Source organism: Cellulomonas sp. P5_C6 (assembly GCF_054049635.1).
On record NZ_JBFULZ010000372.1, the window covers coordinates 1 to 1217 of the forward strand.

Here is a 1217-nt window from a genome sequence, read left to right on the forward strand (position 1 = left end):
CCGCCCGCGCGGGCGCGGACCCAGCCGGGCCTCGTGGTCCCGCACGCTCTCGACCGGCCCCGGCCGCGACGGGTCGGCGGGCCCGGTGCGCGGCAGGGTCGCCGGTGCCAGCAGCACGCGCGACGGTCCCCACGCCGTCCGCGTGCTGACCCGCACCGGTGCCGCTGCGCTCGTCGCGCTMATCGCGCGGTCCGCGGTCGGCGCCGCACGGCCGTGAGGTCGTCAGTGAGCTCGGACAGGCGGTCGACGGGCGTGCGGGCGGCGTACCGGGTGAGCGCGAGCCCGAGCACCCCGCAGCCCGTGGCGAGGTAGAAGCCCCGCAGCGCCGCGAGGTCCGAGCCGGCCAGCACGCTGTGCCCCCAGATCAGCACGAGCACGGCCGCCGCCACCTTGTGGATCGGCCACCAGGCCCGCGGGGCGATCCGCCCCGCGAACCGCGCGGTCAGGCCGGTGAGAAGCCCCGCCCAGAGCGCGAGCACGCCGAGCGTGACCGCGACCGGCCGGTACGTCGACGCCATCGGCAGGACGGCCCCGCGCCAGCCGACCTGCGCCCACGGGTCCGTCGCGAGCACCACGACGTGCAGCACCGTGAACACGAGCGTGAACGTCGCCAGGCCCGCGTGCAGGCGCAGCGGGCGGCCGGCGACGGTGTGCGCAGCTGGCGCGCCCACGGGTGGGCGAGCACGAGGCCCGTGCAGACGAGCGCGACGAGCAGCACGTAGGAGGTGAGCCCGCTCGCGCGGCCGAGCACCCAGGCGACCTTGTCGCCGCCGAGCGCGTCCCTGACGAGCCACGCCACGGCGACGACCGCGGCGACGGCGGAGAGGGCCAGGACCGCGACGCCGGCCCGGTGCAGCACCCCGTCAGTCACCGTCACGCCGCCAGACCACCAGGGGGTCCATCGCGCGCGAGGTGCCGACGCGGCCGTCGGTGGTCACCCACGACGCCGCGAGACCGCGGTCGTCAGCCTCGGTGCGGATCGCGCCCGCGCCCGCGAGGAAGAGCGCCTTCGTCCAGACCTCGGCCCACGCCGCGTCCGGTCCCACCACCGTGACGGCGGCGAGCCCGGCGCCGCCGGGTCGGCCCGATCGCGGGTCGACGAGGTGGTGCACCGGCGCGCCCGCCGCGGTCCAGCGGCGCAAGCGCGTCGAGGACGTCGCGCAGCCGGCGTCGCGGACGGCGAGCACGAGCACGGGGGAGATCCCGCCCAGGGGGTC

General features: G+C 78.2%; 2 protein-coding genes. Both read right to left on the minus strand.

Going from position 1 to position 1217, the window contains the following annotated elements; all coding sequences use genetic code 11:
- Positions 1-671 (minus strand): hypothetical protein (locus ACXJKG_RS21220; RefSeq protein WP_456847693.1); only part of this gene is annotated, 671 nt, incomplete at its 3' end.
- A gap of 192 nt (positions 672-863) precedes the next feature.
- A partial coding sequence (locus ACXJKG_RS21225) for an FAD:protein FMN transferase (RefSeq protein WP_456847694.1) occupies positions 864-1217 on the minus strand: 354 nt, incomplete at its 5' end.